Source organism: Lachnospira pectinoschiza, from assembly GCF_900103815.1.
In the GTDB taxonomy this organism is placed as follows: domain Bacteria; phylum Bacillota; class Clostridia; order Lachnospirales; family Lachnospiraceae; genus Lachnospira; species Lachnospira pectinoschiza_B.
Window position 1 is genome coordinate 1 of record NZ_FNHZ01000005.1, and the last position, 21411, is coordinate 21411.

Consider the following 21411-nt stretch of genomic DNA (forward strand, 5'->3'; position numbering starts at 1 on the left):
GTCCCTATCCGGCGTGGGCGTAGGATATTTGAGAGGAGCTGCCCTTAGTACGAGAGGACCGGGGTGGACTGACCTCTGGTGTATCGGTTGCATTACCAAGTGCATGGCCGAGTAGCCAAGTCGGGACGGGATAAACGCTGAAGGCATCTAAGCGTGAAGCCCCCCTCAAGATGAGATATCCCATACGAATGTAGTAAGACCCCTTGAAGACGACGAGGTTGATAGGCAAAAGGTGGAAGCGTGGTGACATGTGGAGCTGATTTGTACTAATAGGTCGAGGGCTTAACCAAGTAAGGTTAAGGTTTGGATAGAGAGTGAGAAATCACTGAACAAAACGAGGGTTATTCTTAAGGAATAATCAAACGGATGATATATTTAATGTGCAGTTTTGAATAAACAAGAACTTAAAGCTTAGAGATTTTTCTCTAAGCTTTTTTTACGTTTACAAAAAAGCTTAGAAAAGCCATAAAGACAATTCTAATAAATACAAAATCCACTTTTCAAAATATAACTCAAGGGGTATAATAAATTTAAGCAATATTTTAAATTATATATACTTTAGAGGTTTTATATGGGAGATAGGGGAAAGAAATCTGAGACTGCCGAATATATGGCAGCAAAGAAGATTCTTGACTACGTTCTTAGCAATATTGAGTTAGGAATTATTGTAAGGGACGTGGAATCTGGAAGAGTTGTATTTGCCAATGAAAAGGCAAGTTCTGATATTGCTATTGAGACAGTTATTAGAGAGACCTACGATGAAGCTATAGTGAATAACGGAAAGCTTAAAGAAGGCTTTAAATACAATAATGTCAAATATTATTCAAAATACGGACGTTGGTTTGAGGTTAGATTAAAGGAAATGGCATGGGTTGATGCTAAATCTGTAGTTGTTGCTACAGCCCTTGATGTAACTGATAGCAAACGCCAAGATAAAAGAAAATATAATAAACACGAGGAATTTATAAAAGAAGCAGTAGAGACAAGAAGAGATGAATTTGTGTTGTTTTATCAGCCTTTAGTGGATGCTAATACAAAGGAATGCATTTCCTGTGAAGCACTTATTCGCTGGGATTCTAAGTCTCTTGGATTTTTATATCCTGGCGATTTTATTCCTATGGCTGAATATTTAGGTCTTATTACAACTATTGGTGAGTATGTAATGGAGACTGCTTGCATTCAGTGTAAGGACTGGAATGATAGAGGTTTTAAGGATTTTAGAGTAAGTGTGAACCTATCGGTGGTTCAGCTCATGCAATTTGATATAGTGGATTCTATTAAGGAAATTATAGAGAGAACAGAAGTTGATCCTTCTAATATTTATGTAGAGGTTACAGAATCCTTTGCAATAAATGATATGGAAAGGGTTATAGCTATTTTAAAAGCCCTTAAGGGACTTGGAATTAAGATAGCTCTCGATGATTTTGGCACAGGTTATTCATCTCTTAATTATATAAAGAGATTACCGCTAGATATAATAAAGATTGATAAGACCTTTATTGATGACATAATAGAAGATGAGTATTCAAGGGCATTTGTTAAGCTTATTGTGGATCTTTCTAAGACTCTTAAAACTAAAGTTGTAGCCGAGGGCGTGGAGACCGAGGAACAATATATAATGTTAAGGGATTTTGGAGTAGATTATATTCAGGGATTTTATTTTGGAAAGCCAATAGATGCTATAAGTTTCGAGAAGGAGAATTTATCTAAGCTTAAAAAGATAAGCTAAATGTGTATTAAAAGATAAGCTAAATGTGTATTAAAAAATGCTAATAGAAATTACTAGAATAAAGAGGGGGAGATGGTAAAAATGAAGATTTTAATTAAGAATGGTAGGTTAATTGATCCAGCAAATAAGATTGACGACCAAATTGATATTTTAGTCGACAATGGTATCGTTAGCCAAGTAACTAACAATATTGACGAGGCTTTAGCTTCAGGGGAAGATGACACAATTATCGACGCTAGTGGACTTTATGTTTGCCCAGGATTTATCGATTTGCGAGTACATTTTCGCGAGCCAGGATATGAACATAAGGAGACAATAAGAAGCGGTTCAAGAGCAGCTGCAAGAGGCGGCTTTACAACAGTTTGTACAATGCCAAAGACAAAACCTGCTATGGATAGTGAGGAGAGAATTAGAGAGGCTATTGAAAAGGCTAAGGAAGTTACAGATATAAATGTAATCCCAGTTGGTGCTATTACAGCAAGTGATGAAGGCCAGTATATTACTGATTTTACAGGCATGAAGGAAGCAGGAGCTGTGGCAGTTTGTGAGGATGGAAATTCTATTATGGATGCAAGAATTGCAAGACAGGCACTAAAGCAGGCTGCAGAGGTAGATATTCCTGTATTTGCTCATTGCGAAGATAGAAATCTTATGGCTAGAGGCGTTATGAATGCCGGGGAGAGAGCTAAGCAGTTAGGACTTTATGGCATTTTAGATGCAGTTGAAGAAACTATGGTGGCTAGAGACATTTTACTTGCTAAAGACACTAAGGCTAAGCTACATATTTGCCATTTATCAACAAAGACTGCCGTAGACATGGTTAAGCAGGCTAAGGATTTAGGTTTAAATGTAACAGCAGAAGTTACACCACAGCATTTAATATTAACTGAGGATGACGTGGATGGTTCTGATGCAAATTATAAGAGTGCTCCTCCATTTAGAAAGAAAGAGGATAGAGACGCGCTTATTAAGGGCCTAAGACTTGGGATTATCGATGCAATTGCTTCAGATCATTCGCCACATCACTATTCAGAGAAGGCAGAGGGCTTTGTGGAGGCGCCATTTGGTCTTTCAATGCTTGAAACTTCAATTAGTTTAGTTATGACTGAACTTGTACAAAAGGGCTTACTTACACCAGTTCAGATGGTGGATAGAATGAGCGTTAGACCAGCTAAGATTATTGGTCTTGATAGAGGAAATTTAAAGGCTGGTAAGGTGGCTGATATTACAATCATTGATCCAAAGGCAAGCTATGTCATTGACTCTAATATGTTCGCATCAAAGGGCAAGAATACACCATTTGATGGTAAGAAGGTAAACGGTAAGGTTCTTTACACAATTGTTAATGGTAGAATTATTTATTCTAACAAGGATGGCAATGAAATCATTATTGATAAGGACATTTTAAGAGATTAAATTCATATAGAAGTTTGAATTTATTTAGGGGACAAGGAAAAATTAGATATGTGTGTGGAAAAGAGGTTGTGAGATGTAAATTTCATGGCCTCTTTTTCGTGAATATTCGCGTATTTTATTGAGAAAAATACTTAAAAATGGTATTCTAGTATAGGTGTAAATTACATCAAGGAGGAGATAACTATGAAGGTATGTGCATTTTTAACAGATAATTTTGAGACAGTAGAATGCCTAGCTGTCGTTGATATATTAAGAAGAGCTGGAATAGAGGTTGATACAATTTCTATTACTGCTAAGAAGGAAGTTGTAAGTGCTCAGGGCGTTACAATTGTGGCAGACTATTTATTTGGTAGCTATGAGTTTGACGGTACTGAGTTATTATTCTTACCGGGCGGCCCTGGAACTAAGAACTATTTTGACCGAAAGGTTTTACTTAACCTTTTAAAGGAACACTACGAGAATGGTGGCCGTTTAGCTGCTATTTGTGCGGCTCCTAGCGTATTTGGCAAGTTAGGTTTCTTAGAGGGTAAGAAGGCAGTTTGTTTCCCTGGCTATGAAGATAGCTTAGAGGGCGCAATTTGCCTTAATGATAGTGTAAATGTTGTCACTGACGGCAATATTACAACTTCAAGAGGCATGGGAACATCTATTGATTTAGGACTTGAGCTTGTAAAGCTTTTAATAGATGTTAATACAGCTAATGAATTAGCTAAAAAGATTCAGTATGAAAGGTAATTTAGATGGACGAGTATAATTTAGATGATGAGCTTGAGCTTGCTAAATTATCCGTTAAAAAGCGTGAGAAAGTCATTGCTGCTATAAAAAGAAAAAGAGCTAGACAGCTCCGAAGACAGAAATTTTTGCTAGTTTTAATACTCGGAATTATAACAGCTGGCATTACGTTTGTCGCCATTAAAGGCGGGGGTAGTGAAGTAAGAGGATTAGAAAGCGATAAAGGGCAAGAAGAACTTGCTGCAGATGAAAATGCAGTGGAAGAAGAGACAAAAGAGACTTATCCATACGCTAATATTTCAGCTAATTATGTAGAAGTAACAGATGAAGATATAGATAGTGCCTATGGTGCTATTTTAGATGTGACTAATAATGAGATTATTGCTGGTAGACTTGCAGATTCTATTATTGAACCAGCCTCTATGACAAAGGTTATGACACTTATTATTGTATTAGAGAATATCGATGATATTGATAATACAACTTATACCTTTGACGATGCGATTTTAAGACCGCTAGTTCAAGATGGCGCATCAAGAGTTGGCTATGAAGGTGGCGAGACAGCAACAATTAAGGACTTGCTTTACGGCCTTATATTAACATCCGGTGCTGATTGTGCAGAGGGCCTTGCTATAGCAACGGCAGGTTCCACTGAAAACTTTGTGGCCATGATGAATGAAAAGGCTAGCGAATTAGGTCTTAAGAATACACATTTTATGAATACTTGGGGAATCTCAGAGGATGGGCATTACACCACTTGTCAGGAGATGGCTATGATAATGTCTTATGTAATTAAGAATGAGACTGCTAGAGAAATTCTTGGAACAGAAACCTATACCACAGCAGGAACTAACAGGGTTCCTGAAGGTTATTATATAAGAAGTACTATGTGGACAAGAATGTATGGTACTGAAGTTACTGGTGTTCAGATTTTAGGCGGAAAGACAGGTTATACTGATACAGCAAGAAATTGCTTAGTAAGTTATGCTTCAAAGGATGGCAACATTTATATTTGTGTTACAGCCTACGGAAGTGGTAGATATAAGCCAATTTTTGACTGCTTTAATTACTACGGTAGATACTTGCCAGCCTCGGCTACTACAGTTGATGAAAATGTTAGCGAAAGCACAAGCTAATAGCGGTTTAGCAGAGGAAATCAAATCTGGAATAATTTAAAATAAATTTTACTGGTAATATTAAAATAAGTATGCTATAATCCCATAGTATGCACTTTTAAGGTCTAGAAGTGACCTAATTTAAGGAGGATTTTATTAAAATGAGTTTTACAGTTGAAAATTTAGAAGAGAAAAACATGGTAAAGCTTGTTATTGAGTCAACTTCTGAGGAATTCGAAGCTGCTCTTAACACAGCTTATAATAAGAATAAGAACAAGATTAGCCTTCCTGGTTTCAGAAAGGGTAAAGCTCCAAGAGCAATGGTTGAGAAGATGTATGGCAAGGAAGTATTCTTTGAGGATGCTGCTAATGAAATTATTCCTGATGCATACGCTAAGGCTGCTGATGAATCAGGTTTAGAGATCGTTTCTCAGCCTAAGATTGACGTTACACAGCTTGAAGCTGGTAAGCCATTTGTATTTACAGCTACAGTTGCTTTAAAGCCTGAAGTTGAATTAGGTACATATAAGGGTATCGAAGTTTCTAAGACAGAAGTAGAAGCTACAGATGCTGATGTTGAAGAAGAATTAAAGAGAGTACAGGATCAGAACGCAAGAATCGTATCTGTTGAAGATAGAGCAGTTAAGGACGGCGATCAGACTGTAATCGATTTTGAAGGTTTTGTAGATGGAGAAGCTTTTGAAGGTGGAAAGGGTGAGAACTACTCACTTACAATCGGTTCACATTCATTTATCGATAACTTCGAAGAACAGCTTATTGGTATGAACGTAGGTGATGAGAAGGACGTTAACGTTACATTCCCAGAAGAATACCATGCTGAAAACTTAAAGGGTAAGGCAGCAACATTCAAGGTTAAGATCAATGAAATCAAGGAAAAGCAGCTTCCAGAATTAGATGATGATTTTGCACAGGATGTATCTGATTTCGATACACTTGCTGAATATAAGGATGATTTAAAGAAGAAGATCACAGAGCGTAAGGAAAACCAGGCTAAGGCTGTTAAGGAAGATGAAGCTATCGCTAAGTTAATCGAAGATTCTAAGATGGATATTCCAGAAGCTATGGTTGAAACACAGGTTAACAGAATGGCTCAGGATTTCGCTCAAAGATTACAGGCTCAGGGTCTTTCACTTGATCAGTACTTCCAGTACACAGGTGCTACAGCTGATAGCTTAGTAGATGAAATGAAGCCAGAAGCATTAAAGAGAATTAAGTCTAGATTAGTTCTTGAAGCTGTTGTTAAGGCTGAGAACATCGAAGCTACAGAAGAAGAATTCCAGGCTGAGTTAGAGAAGATGGCTAGCCAGTATGGTATGGATGTAGCTCAGATTAAGGATATCATGGGTGATTACGAAACACAGCAGATTAAGGAAGATTTAGCAGTTACTAAGGCTGTTGAATTAATCGTTTCTTCAACTGTTGAAAAGTAATTATTCTTGAAAGATAATCAAGATAATTAGTAAATTTATTTAGTTTGTAAATGAATAGGTAATAAGCACTAATTTTTATAAAAAAATAAAAATTAGTGCTTATTTTTATTTAAAATTTATGGATAGTTAGCTCCAATTGTTGTATAATTTAGTAAGTAGTTGATTATATCAAATAAATAAATTACGCTAATGAGGGCGTTTAAAGGAGGAAATAATGAGTTTCGTACCATATGTCATTGAACAGAATAGTAGAGGAGAGAGATCATACGATATCTACTCAAGATTATTAAAAGATAGAATTGTATTTTTAGGAGAAGAGGTAACAGATGTATCTGCTAACTTAGTAGTAGCGCAGATGCTTTTCTTAGAGGCTGAAGATCCAAGTAAGGATATTCATTTCTATATCAACAGCCCAGGTGGCTCAGTATCAGCAGGTTTTGCTATCTATGATACAATGCAGTATATTAAGTGTGACGTTTCAACAATCTGTATTGGTCTTGCAGCAAGTATGGGTGCCTTCCTTTTATCAGGCGGTACAAAGGGTAAGAGACTTGCTCTTCCAAACTCAGAAATCATGATTCACCAGCCTTCAGGCGGTGCAAGAGGTCAGGAAACTGAAATCAGAATCGTAGCTGAGAACATTTTAAAGACACGTAACAAGTTAAATGAAATTTTAGCTGCTAATACAGGTAAGTCTGTAGAAGAAATCGCTAGAGATACAGAACGTGACAACTACATGTCAGCACAGGAAGCCCTTGCTTATGGACTTATTGATAGTGTAGTTGATAAGAGAAACTAATAAATTAAATAGGAGAGTACAATATGGCAGGAAGAACAACAGATGATGGTGGTAAGCTTAGATGCTCCTTTTGTAATAAGACACAGGATCAGGTAAAGAAGCTTATTGCTGGACCTAATGGCGCTTACATTTGTGATGAGTGCGTAGGAATCTGCAGTGACATTCTTGATGAGGAGTTTGATGCAAGCGAGCTTGATGCCGTTGATGGATTAAATATCAACTTACTTAAGCCAAAGGAAATCAAGGAATTCCTCGATGAATATGTAATCGGCCAGGAAGAAGCTAAGAAGGTTTTAGCAGTTGCTGTTTACAATCATTACAAGAGAATTATGTCAGGAAGAGACCTAGATGTAGAGCTTCAGAAGAGTAATATTCTCATGCTTGGACCTACAGGTTCTGGTAAGACTTTCCTTGCTCAAAACTTAGCTAGACTTCTTAATGTTCCATTTGCAATTGCAGATGCTACAACACTTACAGAAGCTGGTTACGTTGGTGAGGACGTTGAGAACATTTTACTTAAGCTTATCCAGGCTGCAGACTATGATGTAGATAAGGCACAGTATGGAATTATCTACATCGATGAAATTGATAAGATTACTAAGAAGTCAGAGAATGTATCTATTACAAGAGATGTCTCAGGTGAAGGTGTACAGCAGGCACTTCTTAAGATTTTAGAGGGTACAGACGCTTCAGTACCACCTCAGGGTGGACGTAAGCATCCACAGCAGGAATTAATTCCTATTAACACAACTAATATTTTATTTATTTGTGGTGGTGCTTTTGACGGTCTTGAAAAGATCGTTGAATCAAGAATGGACCAGAGCTCAATCGGCTTTAACTCTGAGCTTCATGAGAAGTCGGAAGAGACAGTTGGTGAGATGTTCCATAAGGTATTACCTCAGGATTTAATTAAGTTTGGTCTTATTCCTGAATTTGTAGGTAGAGTACCAGTTGTAGTAGCACTTGATTCCCTTGATGAAGATGCTTTAGTAAGAATCTTACAGGAACCAAAGAATGCTATTATTAAGCAGTATCAGGCTTTATTTAACCTTGATGAGGTTGAACTTGAATTTAGAGAAGATGCTGTTAGAGAAATCGCTCATAAGAGTTTCGAGAGAAAGACTGGAGCTAGAGGACTTCGTTCTATCCTAGAATCAGTTATGAACGAGATTATGTATGAGATTCCTTCAGATGATACAATTTCAAAGTGCATCATCACTAAGGAAGCAGTTGAGGGCACATCGAAGCCTTTAATTGAATATAGAACAGAACAGGTTTCAAAAAAAGCACAGTAAGTGATTAATAGTGATTGGCAGAGTCTATCTGTCAATCACTACTTTTATAATAATACAGAAATGAAATTATAATTTAATTTTTAAATGGGCAGGAAAGTATGAAAAATGTTAATTTACCGTTCATACCATTAAGAAATTTAACCGTATTACCAGGTATGACTATGCAGATAGATATAAGTAGGAAAAAATCAATTATGGCTACTAACAAATCAATGGGTCAGAATCAGACAATCTTTTTGGTAACACAGATTGACCGTGAAGTTGTAGAACCTGACATAGATGATTTATATAAAGTTGGCTGTATTGCTAAGATAAAGCAGGTTGTAAAGCTACCTAACAAGATTTTACGAATTCAGGTAGAAGGACAACTAAAGGCTGAACTATGTGATATTGAGGATAGAGGGGATTATTGTTTGGCAAATGTAGCTCCTTTTGTGTCACATTTTTCTAAGCCAGATGAAGTAACTAATAAGGCTATGGTAATGGCGTTACATGAACTTATAAAGCGCTATGCAATTGCTGATTTGAAAATGAGTCGCGACCTTTTAAACGGTTGGCTTGCAATTAAGGATGCAAACAAGTTAATGGAAGCGATTTTAAAAGATTATCCAATGGACTATACTCAAAGACAGGTATTTCTTGAAGTAACAGATATCAATGAGATGTATGAGCTTCTAGCTAAGACTATGCTTGAGGATTGCGAGGCTTTTGCTATTAGAGAAGAGCTTGCAATTAAAGTTAAGAATAGAGTGGATAAGAACCAGCGTGAATACATTTTAAGGGAGCAGATTGGAGTCCTAAATGAGGAGCTAGATGGAAAGCTTGTTTCTGAAATTGACGACTTTAAGCAAAAAATTGAGGCTCTTGATGCAGCTGATTACGTTAAGGAAAAGCTTTTTAGAGAGCTTAGACGATTAAAGGAAGTTCAGGGCAGCTCTTCAGAAGCTAATGTACAAAGAACTTATATTGAAAATTGTTTGGAACTTCCATGGAATGTACAAACAGTGGATAATAAGGACATTTTCAATGCAAGGGATATTTTAGATGAAGACCATTACGGCATGAAGGATATTAAGGAGAGAGTTTTAGAGAGCTTAGCTGTAAGAAATATTACTACTAGGTCTGATGCTCCAATAATTTGTCTTGTAGGCCCTCCAGGAACAGGTAAGACATCTATTGCAAGAAGTGTAGCTAGAGCTCTTAATAAGAACTATGTAAGAATTTGCCTTGGCGGTGTTAGAGATGAGGCTGAAATTAGAGGACATAGAAAGACTTACATTGGTGCTATGCCAGGTCGTATTATTGATGCTTTGGTAAGTGCCGGTAGCAATAATCCACTTATGCTTCTTGATGAAATTGATAAGATGAGTTCAGATTACAAGGGTGATACTCAGTCAGCTCTTTTAGAGGTTTTAGATAGCGAGCAAAACACTCACTTCTTAGATCACTATATTGAGATGCCTGTAGACCTTTCAAATGTACTATTTATCGCAACTGCAAACGATTTATCAGGTATTTCTAGACCTTTACTCGACAGAATGGAGATAATCGAGGTAAACAGCTATACTGAGAATGAAAAACTTCATATTGCAAAGGAACATTTGATTAAGAAACAGATTAAGAAAAATGGTCTTATGCAAAAGGATGTTAAGTTTACAGATAAGGCTATAAATAAGATTATTACTAGCTATACAAGAGAAGCTGGTGTAAGAAATCTAGAACGTCAGATAAGTAAGGTATGCAGAAAGGCAGTAAAGAAGCTTTACGAGCTAGGTGCATTTTTAGAAGACGGAACAAGAAACAAGGATGTAAAGGAAGTTATCAGGGTTACAGATAAGAACCTTGAGGAGTTCCTTGGCAAGGAAAAATATAGAAGAGAAGTTAAGAACAAGAACTCTGATATTGGAATTGTAAGAGGACTTGCATGGACTGCAGTTGGCGGCGATACTCTCGAAATCGAGGTTAATACAATGCCAGGTAAGGGCGAGTTAAAGCTTACAGGTAGTATGGGCGATGTAATGAAGGAATCTGCTATGATTGCGCTATCTTACGTGCGAAGCATTACAGAGAAGGGCAAATATAAGGTTGACAGCGATTTCTTTGATAAGCATAATATACATATTCATATTCCAGAAGGTGCCACACCAAAGGATGGCCCATCGGCAGGTGTGACTCTTGCTACAGGTATTTTATCTGCGGTTACAGGTATTAAGGTTTTTGCAAATCTTGCTATGACAGGAGAAATTACTCTTAGAGGTAAGGTCCTTGCAATTGGTGGCTTAAAGGAGAAGCTTCTTGCAGCTAAGGCAGCTAAGATAACTAAGGTTTTAGTGCCAATTGATAACGAGAAGGACATTGAAGAGTTTGATGAGGAAATCCTTGAAGGCATGGAAATTGTCTATGTTAAGAATATGTTAGAAGTGTTAGATAATAGCTTAGATATTTAAGATGATTTAAAAGATGATTTTTAAGGGGTATTTAAGTTAGTATCTTACTAGTTAGAAGAGGTTAATATGGTTATTAAGAATGTAAATTTAGAGATTGTAATCGGTGTTACAAGTAAGATTCCAGAGACTACGCTACCTGAGGTAGCATTTGCAGGTAAGTCAAATGTTGGTAAATCTTCACTTATTAATGCTTTAATGAGAAGAAAGTCCTACGCTAGAACATCTTCTCAGCCAGGTAAGACACAGACAATTAATTTCTATAATATCAATGAGCTCATGTATTTAGTGGATTTGCCAGGTTATGGATACGCTAAGGTTTCCGAATCTGTTAAGGCTAAGTGGGGCAAGATGATTGAGAAATATCTTAGAACTTCAAAGCAGCTTAAGCAGGTTTTCCTTCTTATTGATATAAGACATGACCCATCAGCTAATGACAAGATGATGTATGATTGGATTGTTGAAAATGGATTTAGACCGATAATTGTTGCTACAAAGCTTGATAAGATCAAAAGAAGTCAGGTTCAAAAGCAGGTTAAGGCTGTAAGAAATGGACTAGGTCTTAGAAAAGAAGATGTGTTAATTCCATTTTCATCAGAGACAAAGCAGGGGCTTGAAGAGCTTTGGAAGTATGTGGATTCTTATGTCTTAGAGGATGAAGCTGTTGATGTGACTATTGAAGAGATGGTTGATGAAAAAAATAGTAAGACTGCAGAAGTAGAAGAAACTACTAGGTCAGGCAGCGAAGACTAATAAAGTAAAGATCAGTATAATTACCGATTTTGTTTATATTACTGATTTTGCTTATATTACTGATATTACTGAAAAAAAGAAGGCTTACAAATATTAAACTTAGATTTAATATTTGTAAGCCTTTATTTTGCATTAACTACATAAGCTTGTTAATGATGAATTCATAGATTTCCTGGCTGTTCTCACGCCATTTCGCACAAATTGTTTCTGCCTGTTCCTCAAGTGGAACGTTAAGGGAAAGTTCGATGATGTTAATGTTACCTTCCTTAACCTTGCAGTCTGTCATATAAGTTCCGTCTGTTGTTCTGTAGTAATCAGATGTTGTACCTGATTCGTTCTTCAAATTATACTTGTTAGTAATTAAATATTCGTCGATTTCTTCTCTAATGCTACTTGATATCTTGGTGTAAAAAAATGCAATAGTATCAACACCGTCCTTGGTAAGTTGATATTGTGTATTGTTCTGATAATTTGATCTCTTAATAAAGGAATCTGCAACTAATGAATTAATTGTTTCCTGAAATGTGAAATAATCAGTATATTGCTTCTCTAACATAAAGGTTGACATTTGACTATTAGTCAATGGAAAATTAACCTTGCTTAGCATGTAAAGAATCATTAACTTGTAAAGTGTTGTCGCATTGCCTTCCATAAATTTAGTCCCCATCTCTTTAAATTGCATAAAATGCCATACTGATAAATAATATACTAACTTTGCCTAATTGACAATATCTAAACGCTAAATAAGGTCTTTTTTTAGGCTATTTAGTCATTATTATCGAAAATTTCCCCTTGAATTATACATTTATCTACGAAATATTTATTCATAGAATTGAGTACAAGCTTCTTGTTTGCAGTCCACTGCGGCTCTACTAAAAGGCTCTTTGGGCCATCACCTGTTAGGCGGTGAATAACCATGTCCTTTGGAAGAATTCTTAGGGCTTCCCCTAATATGTCAAAATATTCCTCCATAGTTAATATCTTAAAGCCCGTAGCTTTGTAGTCATCATAAAGATCAGTGCCCTTTAATACGTGAAGGAGCTGTAGCTTTATGCCTTGAATAGGCTGTTTTGACAAGAATCTTACTGTCTCTAAAATATCTTCCTTAGTCTCCCCTGGAAGACCAATAATTACATGAACTATAATTGGCACCTTTAAGGCATTTAGCTTCTTTACAGCGTCTGTAAAGCAATCAAGTTCATAGCCTCGTCTTATGTATTTAGCAGTTTTTTCATGAATACTTTGAAGACCAAGCTCAATCCAAACTGGTTTAATTTTATTACAACTATCAATGACTTCTAAGACGTCACTATCAAGACAATCCGGTCTTGTAGCAATATCAAGTATCTTGATTTCTTCCCTATTAATTACATTTTTAAAAAGCTTATCAAGATAAGAGGCACTTGAATAAGTGTTTGTAAAGGATTGAAAGTATGCAATATAAGAATTTCCCTTATATTTATTTTGAACCTTTTCCTTTGCAAGTTCAATACTTTTATCAATATTTTCTAAAATGCGTCTCTGTCTTAAAGTCATGCCATCACTGGAGTTTGTGCCAGCCTCTATCGTTTTAGCGATAGAGACTGTGGCAGCAAAATCTCCAGAACCACCACGGCTACAAAATATACAGCCTCTAGTATCTAGCTTACCGTCTCTGTTTGGACAGGTCATGCCACCGTCTAGGGATAGGCGATACATTTTCTCACCGAAAGTATTCTTTATATATTCATTAAGTGAATAGTAATGAGGTAACATTATTTAATATGATCCTTTACAGCCTTAGCTACTGCATCAGCAACTCGTGGGTCGAAAGCTTCTGGTAAAATGTTAACATCAGATAATTCTTCGTCTGAAATAAGACCTGCAATAGCTGTAGCAGCAGCAAGCTTCATTTCTTCAGTAATCTGGCTTGCTCTTCCTTCAAGGGCACCCTTAAAGATACCAGGGAAGGCAATAACGTTATTTACCTGGTTAGGGAAATCAGAACGTCCTGTTCCAACAACTCTAGCACCAGCAGCCTTAGCAACATCTGGCATAATCTCTGGTGTAGGATTAGCCATAGCAAAGAGGATAGAATCCTTATTCATAGTCTTAACCATGTCAGCTGTTACGATATTAGGAGCAGATACACCAACAAATACATCAGCACCAACTAAGGCATCAGCAAGGCTACCTGTCTTACCTTCAAGGTTTGTAACCTCCATCATTGATTCCTGCATCCAGTTAAGGTCCTTTGAAGCCTTTGAAAGGATACCGGACTTATCGCACATTGTGACATTTTTAAAACCATAAGTAAGTAAAAGCTTAGTAATAGCAACACCAGCGGAACCAGCGCCATTAACTACAACCTTAACATCTTCCTTCTTCTTATTAGTAACTTTAAGACCGTTAATGATACCAGCTAAAACTACGATAGCTGTTCCGTGCTGATCATCGTGGAATACTGGAATATCAAGTAATTCCTTTAAACGAGTTTCAACTTCGAAACATCTAGGAGCAGCGATATCCTCTAAGTTGATACCACCAAAGGCTGGAGCAATATTAACAACTGTCTTAATGATTTCTTCAGTGTCCTGTGTATCTAAGCAAATAGGCACAGCATTAACTCCACCAAATTCCTTAAATAATACAGCCTTACCTTCCATAACAGGCATAGCTGCATGAGCACCGATATTTCCTAAACCAAGAACTGCACTACCATCTGAAACAACAGCGATAGTATTAGACTTGATTGTATATTTGTAAGCTGCCTCCTTATCCTTAGCAATAACCTTGCAAGGCTCTGCAACACCTGGAGTATAGGCAAGACTTAAGTCTTCTCTAGTTGCGATTTTCATTTTTGGAGTAGTTTCAAACTTACCATTCCATTCTTCGTGAAGCTGTAGGGCTTTCTGGGCATTTGTCATAATTAATACCAAACCTTTCTTAAATACTACATAGTGTGAAAACGGATAAATAGTGAGTTCACACAAGTTTTATCATAGCACATTTGTAAAATTAAAAAAAGAAAAAGAAAAAGGGCTTTTATTTTTGAAAACTATGTTTTATAATCAAGTTGATAGTTTTTACATAGGAGTTCGAATAGTTTCTTATATTTCGAACATTAATCAAAGCAAAAAATTCATTTATTTTCCCAAACTAGAGCTAATTAAAGAACTTTGTAAGTTATAGGGTGAATTGGCATTTTTGCCTTTATTATTATAAATTTTCAATCGAAAGAGAGGTTTTATGGTGAAAGAAAAGTTAGAAGAACTTTCTTTGGTTTCCTTAAAACAGATCGCTAAGGATTTAGGAATAAAAAATGTATCTACATTAAAAAAAGGTGCCTTAGTTGATATTTTAACGGAAACTGCACAGTCAGATTCAAGAGTTGAGAATCTAGTTTCAAACTATGATGGAGTTAAAAAGACTAGAAAGTCTAAGACAGTGGTTACGGAAAGCAAAACAAAAACTGAAGGCGAAGACATTTCCACAAGTACAGAAGATTACGATGGAGATGCAGTTACAGATCTTTTGAAAAATGAAACGCAGCAGCAGCGTTACGAGCGCTACGAAAGATATATTACACCGGCACAGGAAGCAGAAAGTAAGCCTGTAGCTAAGGAAGAAAAGCACATTACAAGATATGTTGCAAAGGATGCTCAAAGAAGTCCAAGAAAGAGTTATTATAAGAGTCCACAATACGACAATCAAAGACAGGACAATTATTCTAGATACGATAATCAAAGACAAGATAATACAACAAGATATGATAATCAAAGACAAGATAATACATCAAGATATGATAATCAAAGACAGGACAATTATTCTAGATACGATAACCAAAGACAAGATAATACAACAAGATATGATAATCAAAGACAAGATAATACATCAAGATATGATAATCAAAGACAAGACAATACACAAAGATATGAGAATCATAATAAGGCTGTAGTTAATACAGATATTAAATTAGAAGCAGATGAAACATTAGCTAATGGTATCCTTGAAGTTTTAAATGATGGATACGGCTTTGTTAGATGTGAGAATTTCCTTCCAGGTGACGACGATGTTTATGTATCACCAACTCAGATTAGAAAGTTTAACTTAAAGACAGGTGATATTGTTGTTGGTCCATGTAAGTTAAAGTCAACAACTGATAAATTTAAGGCCCTACAGTATTTAATTTCAGTTAATGGATTAGATCCAAGCGTAGCACAGGAAAGAGTTGCTTTTGAGAAATTAACACCAATTTTCCCTAATGAAAGAATCCATTTAGAGCAGGGTTCAAGCTCATTAGCTATGAGAATGGTAGATTTAATCAGCCCAATTGGTAAGGGCCAGAGAGGTATGATTGTTTCTCAGCCTAAGTCAGGTAAGACAACACTTTTAAAGCAGATTGCTAAGGCAGTTGTAAGAAACAATCCAGAAATGCATTTAATCATCCTACTTATTGATGAAAGACCAGAAGAAGTTACAGATATGAAGGAATCTATTGCTGGTGATAATGTAGAGGTTATTTATTCTACATTTGATGAACAGCCAGATAATCATAGAAGAGTTTCAGAAATGGTTATTGAAAGAGCTAAGAGATTAGTTGAGCAAAAGCAGGATGTAATTATCTTACTTGATAGTATTACAAGACTTGCAAGAGCTTATAACTTAACAGTACAGGCCTCTGGCCGTACTTTATCAGGTGGTTTAGACCCAGCCGCTCTTCATATGCCAAAGAAGTTCTTTGGTGCAGCTAGAAATATGAGAGAAGGCGGAAGCTTAACAATTCTTGCAACAGCCCTTGTAGATACAGGAAGTAAGATGGATGATGTTGTATTTGAAGAGTTTAAGGGAACAGGTAACATGGAATTAGTTCTTGATAGAAAGTTATCTGAAAGAAGAATTTTCCCAGCCATCGACGTTATTAAGTCTAGTACAAGACGTGAGGATTTATTGCTTGATAATGATGAGCTTGAGGCAGTTAATATTATGCGTAAGGGCTTAAATGGCAGCAGAGCAGAAGAATCCGCTGAAAGAGTTATTGACCTATTTACTAAGACTAGAAATAACGCAGACTTTATTAATAGAGTTATTAAAGAAAGATATGTTTAACTCAGTCGGAGTACAAGCTCCGACTGAGTTAAATGCTCCGCGAGGATGCGCACTGATTCGGACAGGAATTTGTCTGCTTAAGCAGACCCGAATCCGGCGCGCAAGACTCGCGAGCGAGTCTTGACAAATGTATCTGTAAATCCAAGTAAAAATAGACCTAAAAAGAAATTTTAGATTGTATTTTATCCTAAACAATAAATAAAAACAGGCGCTGATAGTGGTATTTCTTGCTTATTTATGCTATAGAATAGATAGAAAAAATACTTGCATAACTAATATCTGTATGATAGAATATAAAAGCTGTTTATCGATAGATACTAAGTTATCGTTGTATACAAAGTTATCATTCGATGCAAGTTATCGCATGGCAACATGCTATCAGTCGATAACCAATTATTAGATAAATTATTCTTAATTGTAAAGAGGTGAAATCATGAGAGAAGGTATCCATCCAGAGTATTACCAGGCTAAGGTTGTTTGCAACTGTGGTAACGAATTCGTAACAGGTTCAACAAAGGAAGAGATCCACGTAGAAATTTGTTCTAAGTGTCATCCATTCTACACAGGTCAGCAGAAGGCAGCATCAGCTCGTGGACGTATCGATAAGTTCAACAAGAAGTATGGTGTTAACAACTAATATTAAAATATTAAAGATTGAGGTGTATGCCTCAATCTTTTTTAGTTTATAAAAAGTTTAGGACTATTCACAGGGATGGCTTTTCTTAGGCTTGATTAAAGCCTCTAACTAATGTTATTATAAGTATGTTTGTTATTGAATAAATTTTAGCTAATGTTAGCTTATAATAGATAGCTAGAATATTTGGAGGACTAGATAATGAAATTGTCAGGCATTGGTGGTCAGGCAGTCATAGAGGGTATTATGATGCGCAACAAGGATAAGTATTCCGTTGCAGTCAGAAAGCCAGACCAGGAAATTGAAGTCATTGTAAAAGATTGCAAGATGACCACACAGAAATATAAATGGTTAAACTACCCAGTAATTAGAGGTATCTTTAACTTCTTTGATTCGTTATTTACAGGAATAAGTGTAATTAACTATTCATCAACATTTTACGAAGATCCATCAGAACAGGAAAAGACAAAGATTGATGAGATTGGTAAGAATATTTTTAAGGATAAGTTTGAATCTATCCTTATGGCAGTAACAGTTATTATATCTATTTTCTTAGCTGTTGGCTTATTTATGATTCTACCATTTGCAGTATCGAGATTATTGTCAAATTATGTGGCTTCAAAGGGCTTATTAAACTTCTTTGAAGGCATTGTAAGAGTATTGATTTTTATTCTCTACCTTGTGTTAATTTCTCAGCTAAGTGACATTAAGAGAACCTTTATGTATCACGGCGCAGAGCATAAGTGTATTAACTGTATCGAGCATGGTGCAAGACTTACACCAGAGAATGTTAAGAACAGTTCTAGATATCACAAGAGATGTGGAACAAGTTTCCTATTTATTGTAATGTTTATTAGTATTGTTTTATTTATCTTTATTAGAGTGGAGAATACAGCAGCACAGATTATTATCCGTGTACTTTTAATCCCTTTAATTGCTGGCCTTTCTTATGAATTAATCATGTGGGCTGGAAAGAATGACAATAAGTTTACAAGAGCTTTGAGTAAGCCAGGTATGTGGCTTCAGAGACTTACAACTAAGGAACCTGATATGGATATGATCGAAGTTGCTATTAAGGCAGTGGAGAAGGTATTTGATTGGGAGAAGTTCTTAGTTGAAGAGTATTATGAAGGTTCAGAAAATCTCGTGGAAGATATTGAGAATTCTGAAAGAGAGCTTTCAATTTCAGCAGCTCAGGTTGGAAAGAGACATAGAACTACACGTTCTATCGTTGTTGAGAATAAAGAAGAGGACGAGAAGGAATTAACAGCGGAAGAGAAGTATATTAAGGCTGCTAAGGAATTTGAGGCCGCACAGCAAGGCGATAGCTTAGAGTCTGTTTATGAGACAATTAATGAGCTTGAAGAAGCTGAGGGTAAACCAGCTAATCACAGCGCAGGTAATTATGAAAGTGCTAACTTTACTACAGTAACTAAGCCTTTAGAAGAACTAGCAGAAGATACTGAAGCTTCTATTGAAGACGACTTCGTATTTGAAGAAGTAGAAGAAGTTCCAGCTAAGGATTCTTTTGAAAATGTAAGCACTAACGAGACTTCAGAAACAGCCCTAGAGGATGATTCCTTTGAATTTGAAGAAGTATCAGCTGATGCAGAGGGCGACCTTGATTTAGCTATTGAAGATTTATCAGAAGATGATGATGATGCAGGCTTTGAGTTTGAAGAAGTAGAAGAAATCGAAGCTAAGGCTGAGTCAGAAGAAGTTGAAATGCCAGCTTTTAAGACAAGACATAGAGATTAAGTGAATAATTAAATTACGAATTAACAAAAGGACTGTATATATTTTTTACAGTCCTTTTTGATAGAAAGGATAAATATGACTATAAGGGAAGAGATTCTTAATGCCAGTATAATATTAGAAGCAGCTAATATTGAAAATGCTAGCTATGACGCTAAAGAATTAATGCTTCATTGCCTTAATATCTCATCAACTGACTTCTTTTTAAAAAGAGAAGAAAGCATAGATGAAGAGACAAAGTTAAGATATGAAGCCCTAATAAATAGAAGAGCTAGCCATGAACCCTTACAACATATAACAGGAATCGCCTACTTTTACGGCCGCGAATTCAATGTAAATAGTAGTGTGCTTATTCCAAGATACGACACAGAAAATTTAGTGGAGCGAGTGCTTAAGTTAGTTAAGAGAGGCGACCACATTTTAGATATGTGCACAGGCTCAGGTTGTATTATTGAGACAATTGCCCTAGAGTCTAGACTTACTAGAGAAGAAGCATATTTTTTAGGAGTTGATATATCAGAGGAAGCACTTAAAGTAGCAAGGGCCAATAAGGCAAAGCTTGGGGCAGATGCCGTAGACATTATGCAAAGTGACCTTTTTGAAAACTTAAATGATAATTTAAGAAATTCTTTTGACATCATTGTTTCAAATCCTCCTTATATTAAGACTGCAGTAATAGAGGAGCTTGATAAGGAAGTTAAGCTACACGACCCATATATTGCCCTAGATGGCAGCAGTGATGGACTAAAGTTTTATAAGAAGATTACTGAGGAAGCGATACATTTTCTAAAAAAGGATGGATATCTTGCTTACGAAATCGGTAGTGACCAGGCAGAGGAAGTAAGGGATATTATGGCTTCTAAGGGCTTTGTAAATATAGAAGTTTATAAAGACCTTTCAGGACTTGATAGAGTAGTGATTGGTAAACTTGAGGATGGCCTCTAACTAAAACATCTTGCATAGTTTCTTTACTAATGTTAGAATAAATATTCGTGTGAGTTAAATTAGGTTATTGAAAGGTTAGGTTAATCTTATGGATATGTTTGATAGACTTGAAGATACAGTTAATAGATATGAAGATATTAATGCAGAACTTGCAAACCCTGATGTAGTTAATGATCAGGCTAAGTTTAGAAAGTTAATGAAGGAGCAGGCTAATCTTACTCCTATCATTTCTGCATATACAGAATATAAAACTAATAAGCAGAATGTTGAGGATAGCTTAGCTATTCTTGATGAAGAATCAGATGAAGAATTAAAGGATTTAGCTAAGGAAGAATTAGCAGAATCTAAGGCTAGAATCGCAGAACTTGAGACTGAGCTTAAGATTTTACTTCTTCCTAAGGACCCTAACGATGATAAGGATATCATTATGGAAATTAGAGCTGGTGCCGGTGGTGAAGAAGCAGCACTTTTCGCAGCAGAATTATTCCGTATGTATACTCATTATGTTGAGTCTAAGGGCTGGAAGGTTGAGGTTTTATCAGGTGATGAAACAGGTATCGGCGGCCTTAAAGAAATCGAATTTATGGTTAAGGGCCAGGGTGCTTACTCAATTATGAAGTATGAATCAGGTGTTCATAGAGTTCAGAGAGTTCCAGTTACAGAATCTAATGGTAGAATCCAGACTTCAACTGCATCTGTAGCATGTATGCCAGAGGCTGAAGAAGTTGATATTCAGATTAATGAGAAGGATATTAGAATTGATGTTATGCGTGCTTCTGGTAACGGTGGTCAGTGTGTCAATACAACTGATTCAGCTGTACGTTTAACACATTATCCTACAGGTATTGTTATTTATTCTCAGACTGAAAAGTCTCAGATTCAGAATAAGGAGAAGGCTTTTGCCTTACTTCGTGCTAAGTTATACGACTTAGAAACACAGAAGGCTCATGATGCTGAAGCAGATGCTAGACGTAGCCAGATTGGTACTGGTGATAGAGCTGAGAAGATCAGAACTTATAACTTCCCACAGGGTAGAGTTACAGACCACAGAATCGGTCTTACACTTTATAAGCTTGATAAGATTATGGATGGTGACATTCAGGAAATCATTGATGCTTGTATCGCAGCAGATCAGGCAGCTAAGCTTGCTAAGATGGGCGAATAATAATTTAGAGAATAATAATTAGATAAGACTTTAGCTAGGTACTTTAGTACCTAGCTTTTTTAATATCATGCTTTTTAATATCATGCTTTT

At 36.3% G+C, this 21411-nt stretch carries 17 protein-coding genes and 1 rRNA gene; 15 read left to right on the top strand and 3 right to left on the bottom strand.

What is annotated here, in order from left to right; all coding sequences use genetic code 11:
- The 10 genes from BLQ66_RS08275 to yihA all read left to right on the top strand — a co-directional run.
- A 23S ribosomal RNA gene (locus tag BLQ66_RS08275) occupies nt 1-290 on the top strand; the annotation flags it as partial.
- Nucleotides 291-571: 281 nt separating this feature from the next.
- Nucleotides 572-1729, top strand: coding sequence for a putative bifunctional diguanylate cyclase/phosphodiesterase (locus tag BLQ66_RS08280; protein ID WP_051195521.1), 1158 nt, complete (start codon nt 572-574; stop codon nt 1727-1729).
- 81 nt (nt 1730-1810) lie between these two features.
- Nucleotides 1811-3145: a dihydroorotase gene (locus tag BLQ66_RS08285; protein WP_074521752.1), complete on the top strand. Its 1335-nt coding sequence runs from the start codon at nt 1811-1813 to the stop codon at nt 3143-3145.
- A 183-nt stretch (nt 3146-3328) separates the two neighbouring features.
- Nucleotides 3329-3880 carry a DJ-1 family glyoxalase III gene (locus BLQ66_RS08290; protein ID WP_074521753.1) on the top strand — a complete coding sequence of 184 codons (552 nt, stop codon included), beginning with the start codon at nt 3329-3331 and terminating at the stop codon, nt 3878-3880.
- A 5-nt stretch (nt 3881-3885) separates the two neighbouring features.
- A complete protein-coding gene (locus BLQ66_RS08295) occupies nt 3886-5013 on the top strand; it encodes a D-alanyl-D-alanine carboxypeptidase family protein (protein WP_074521754.1) in 1128 nt (375 codons plus the stop codon).
- Between the two features lie 140 nt (nt 5014-5153).
- Entirely contained in the window at nt 5154-6443 is a 1290-nt protein-coding gene (gene tig, locus BLQ66_RS08300) for a trigger factor (RefSeq protein ID WP_027432195.1), read from the top strand.
- A 214-nt stretch (nt 6444-6657) separates the two neighbouring features.
- Nucleotides 6658-7242, top strand: a complete 585-nt coding sequence (gene clpP, locus BLQ66_RS08305; protein WP_027432196.1) for an ATP-dependent Clp endopeptidase proteolytic subunit ClpP — start codon at nt 6658-6660, stop codon at nt 7240-7242.
- A gap of 23 nt (nt 7243-7265) precedes the next feature.
- Complete coding sequence (clpX, locus tag BLQ66_RS08310) at nt 7266-8537, top strand: ATP-dependent Clp protease ATP-binding subunit ClpX (RefSeq protein ID WP_074521755.1); 1272 nt, start codon at nt 7266-7268, stop codon at nt 8535-8537.
- Nucleotides 8538-8635: 98 nt separating this feature from the next.
- Nucleotides 8636-10984 carry an endopeptidase La gene (gene lon, locus BLQ66_RS08315; protein WP_074521756.1) on the top strand — a complete coding sequence of 783 codons (2349 nt, stop codon included), beginning with the start codon at nt 8636-8638 and terminating at the stop codon, nt 10982-10984.
- Between the two features lie 66 nt (nt 10985-11050).
- A complete protein-coding gene (gene yihA, locus BLQ66_RS08320) occupies nt 11051-11734 on the top strand; it encodes a ribosome biogenesis GTP-binding protein YihA/YsxC (RefSeq protein WP_083330321.1) in 684 nt (227 codons plus the stop codon).
- Nucleotides 11735-11870: 136 nt separating this feature from the next.
- Here the strand turns inward: yihA and BLQ66_RS08325 are convergent, their stop codons facing one another.
- The 3 genes from BLQ66_RS08325 to BLQ66_RS08335 all read right to left on the bottom strand — a co-directional run bounded on the left by BLQ66_RS08325 (nt 11871) and on the right by BLQ66_RS08335 (nt 14640).
- Nucleotides 11871-12386 (bottom strand): DUF4364 family protein, encoded by a 516-nt coding sequence (locus BLQ66_RS08325; RefSeq protein WP_027432199.1) that lies wholly within the window; start codon nt 12384-12386, stop codon nt 11871-11873.
- 113 nt (nt 12387-12499) lie between these two features.
- Complete coding sequence (locus BLQ66_RS08330; protein ID WP_074521757.1) at nt 12500-13489, bottom strand: tRNA modification radical SAM protein MnmL/YtqA; 990 nt, start codon at nt 13487-13489, stop codon at nt 12500-12502.
- Nucleotides 13489-14640: an NAD(P)-dependent malic enzyme gene (locus BLQ66_RS08335; RefSeq protein WP_074521758.1), complete on the bottom strand. Its 1152-nt coding sequence runs from the start codon at nt 14638-14640 to the stop codon at nt 13489-13491. The genes BLQ66_RS08330 and BLQ66_RS08335 overlap by 1 nt, the downstream gene beginning before the upstream one ends.
- A gap of 322 nt (nt 14641-14962) precedes the next feature.
- Between BLQ66_RS08335 and rho the strand changes: the two genes are divergently transcribed.
- The 5 genes from rho (at nt 14963) to prfA (ending at nt 21321) form a co-directional block, all read left to right on the top strand.
- Nucleotides 14963-16822 (top strand): transcription termination factor Rho, encoded by a 1860-nt coding sequence (gene rho / locus BLQ66_RS08340; RefSeq protein ID WP_330389839.1) that lies wholly within the window; start codon nt 14963-14965, stop codon nt 16820-16822.
- A 433-nt stretch (nt 16823-17255) separates the two neighbouring features.
- Complete coding sequence (gene rpmE, locus BLQ66_RS08345; protein ID WP_027432203.1) at nt 17256-17459, top strand: 50S ribosomal protein L31; 204 nt, start codon at nt 17256-17258, stop codon at nt 17457-17459.
- Between the two features lie 198 nt (nt 17460-17657).
- Nucleotides 17658-19214, top strand: a complete 1557-nt coding sequence (locus tag BLQ66_RS08350) for a DUF1385 domain-containing protein (RefSeq protein ID WP_074521759.1) — start codon at nt 17658-17660, stop codon at nt 19212-19214.
- A gap of 75 nt (nt 19215-19289) precedes the next feature.
- The gene (gene prmC / locus BLQ66_RS08355; RefSeq protein WP_074521760.1) at nt 19290-20156 is read left to right on the top strand and encodes a peptide chain release factor N(5)-glutamine methyltransferase; all 867 of its coding nucleotides are present in this window, start codon (nt 19290-19292) and stop codon (nt 20154-20156) included.
- A gap of 94 nt (nt 20157-20250) precedes the next feature.
- Nucleotides 20251-21321, top strand: coding sequence for a peptide chain release factor 1 (gene prfA / locus BLQ66_RS08360; protein ID WP_074521881.1), 1071 nt, complete (start codon nt 20251-20253; stop codon nt 21319-21321).
- Nucleotides 21322-21411: the final 90 nt, after the last annotated feature.

What these genes read in the sequence shown, in the direction of transcription:
- BLQ66_RS08280 (WP_051195521.1), top strand. Translation starts at nt 572, where the DNA reads ATGGGAGATAGGGGAAAGAAATCTGAGACTGCCGAATATATGGCAGCA.
- BLQ66_RS08285 (WP_074521752.1), top strand. Translation starts at nt 1,811, where the DNA reads ATGAAGATTTTAATTAAGAATGGTAGGTTAATTGATCCAGCAAATAAG.
- BLQ66_RS08290 (WP_074521753.1), top strand. Translation starts at nt 3,329, where the DNA reads ATGAAGGTATGTGCATTTTTAACAGATAATTTTGAGACAGTAGAATGC.
- BLQ66_RS08295 (WP_074521754.1), top strand. Translation starts at nt 3,886, where the DNA reads ATGGACGAGTATAATTTAGATGATGAGCTTGAGCTTGCTAAATTATCC.
- tig (WP_027432195.1), top strand. Translation starts at nt 5,154, where the DNA reads ATGAGTTTTACAGTTGAAAATTTAGAAGAGAAAAACATGGTAAAGCTT.
- clpP (WP_027432196.1), top strand. Translation starts at nt 6,658, where the DNA reads ATGAGTTTCGTACCATATGTCATTGAACAGAATAGTAGAGGAGAGAGA.
- clpX (WP_074521755.1), top strand. Translation starts at nt 7,266, where the DNA reads ATGGCAGGAAGAACAACAGATGATGGTGGTAAGCTTAGATGCTCCTTT.
- lon (WP_074521756.1), top strand. Translation starts at nt 8,636, where the DNA reads ATGAAAAATGTTAATTTACCGTTCATACCATTAAGAAATTTAACCGTA.
- yihA (WP_083330321.1), top strand. Translation starts at nt 11,051, where the DNA reads ATGGTTATTAAGAATGTAAATTTAGAGATTGTAATCGGTGTTACAAGT.
- BLQ66_RS08325 (WP_027432199.1), bottom strand. Translation starts at nt 12,386, where the DNA reads ATGGAAGGCAATGCGACAACACTTTACAAGTTAATGATTCTTTACATG.
- BLQ66_RS08330 (WP_074521757.1), bottom strand. Translation starts at nt 13,489, where the DNA reads ATGTTACCTCATTACTATTCACTTAATGAATATATAAAGAATACTTTC.
- BLQ66_RS08335 (WP_074521758.1), bottom strand. Translation starts at nt 14,640, where the DNA reads ATGACAAATGCCCAGAAAGCCCTACAGCTTCACGAAGAATGGAATGGT.
- rho (WP_330389839.1), top strand. Translation starts at nt 14,963, where the DNA reads ATGGTGAAAGAAAAGTTAGAAGAACTTTCTTTGGTTTCCTTAAAACAG.
- rpmE (WP_027432203.1), top strand. Translation starts at nt 17,256, where the DNA reads ATGAGAGAAGGTATCCATCCAGAGTATTACCAGGCTAAGGTTGTTTGC.
- BLQ66_RS08350 (WP_074521759.1), top strand. Translation starts at nt 17,658, where the DNA reads ATGAAATTGTCAGGCATTGGTGGTCAGGCAGTCATAGAGGGTATTATG.
- prmC (WP_074521760.1), top strand. Translation starts at nt 19,290, where the DNA reads ATGACTATAAGGGAAGAGATTCTTAATGCCAGTATAATATTAGAAGCA.
- prfA (WP_074521881.1), top strand. Translation starts at nt 20,251, where the DNA reads ATGTTTGATAGACTTGAAGATACAGTTAATAGATATGAAGATATTAAT.